Source organism: Aquicoccus porphyridii (assembly GCF_008369105.1).
GTDB classification, from domain to species: Bacteria; Pseudomonadota; Alphaproteobacteria; order Rhodobacterales; family Rhodobacteraceae; genus Aquicoccus; species Aquicoccus porphyridii.
The window spans coordinates 1-465 of the sequence record NZ_VINQ01000120.1; the positions used below are offsets into that span (position 1 = coordinate 1).

The following is a 465-nucleotide window of genomic DNA, read 5'->3' on the forward strand; positions in this document are numbered from 1 at the left end:
GGACGTCCCTGGGATCGGCGCCGGTCAGCCGGGCGATCTTCTTCACCGGCTCGGAGTCGGCGGTCCATTCGGCCTTGTGCGCGTTGTAGTCGGCGAAGGAATCGAGGCTGACGCGGGCGAAGCGGGCGACGATTTCAGGATGCCTCTCGGCGAAGTCCTTGCGCGCCACCCACACCTCGAATGTCGGCGCACCCCACTGGCCGACTTCGGCGGCGTCGGTGAGGACCTTGCCGCTTTTCTTGATCTCGCCCAGCGCCGGCGACCAGACGAAGGCCCCGTCGATGTCGCCGCGACGCCAGGCGGCAGCGATCTCGGCCGGGTTGAGGTTGACGATCTTCACCTTGGACGGATCGATCTGCCAGTGCTTGAGGGCGCCGAGCAGGCTGTAGTGGGAGGTTGAAACGAACGGGGTAGCGATGGTCTTGCCGGCCAGGTCCTCGGGTTTCCCGATCCCGCTTCCATTGC

Annotated in this window: 1 protein-coding gene; it reads right to left on the reverse strand. The window is 66.2% G+C overall.

All coding sequences use genetic code 11. The annotated features are described in order from the left end of the window. A partial coding sequence (locus tag FLO80_RS23840) for a taurine ABC transporter substrate-binding protein (RefSeq protein WP_188078408.1) occupies positions 1–465 on the reverse strand: 465 nt, incomplete at both ends.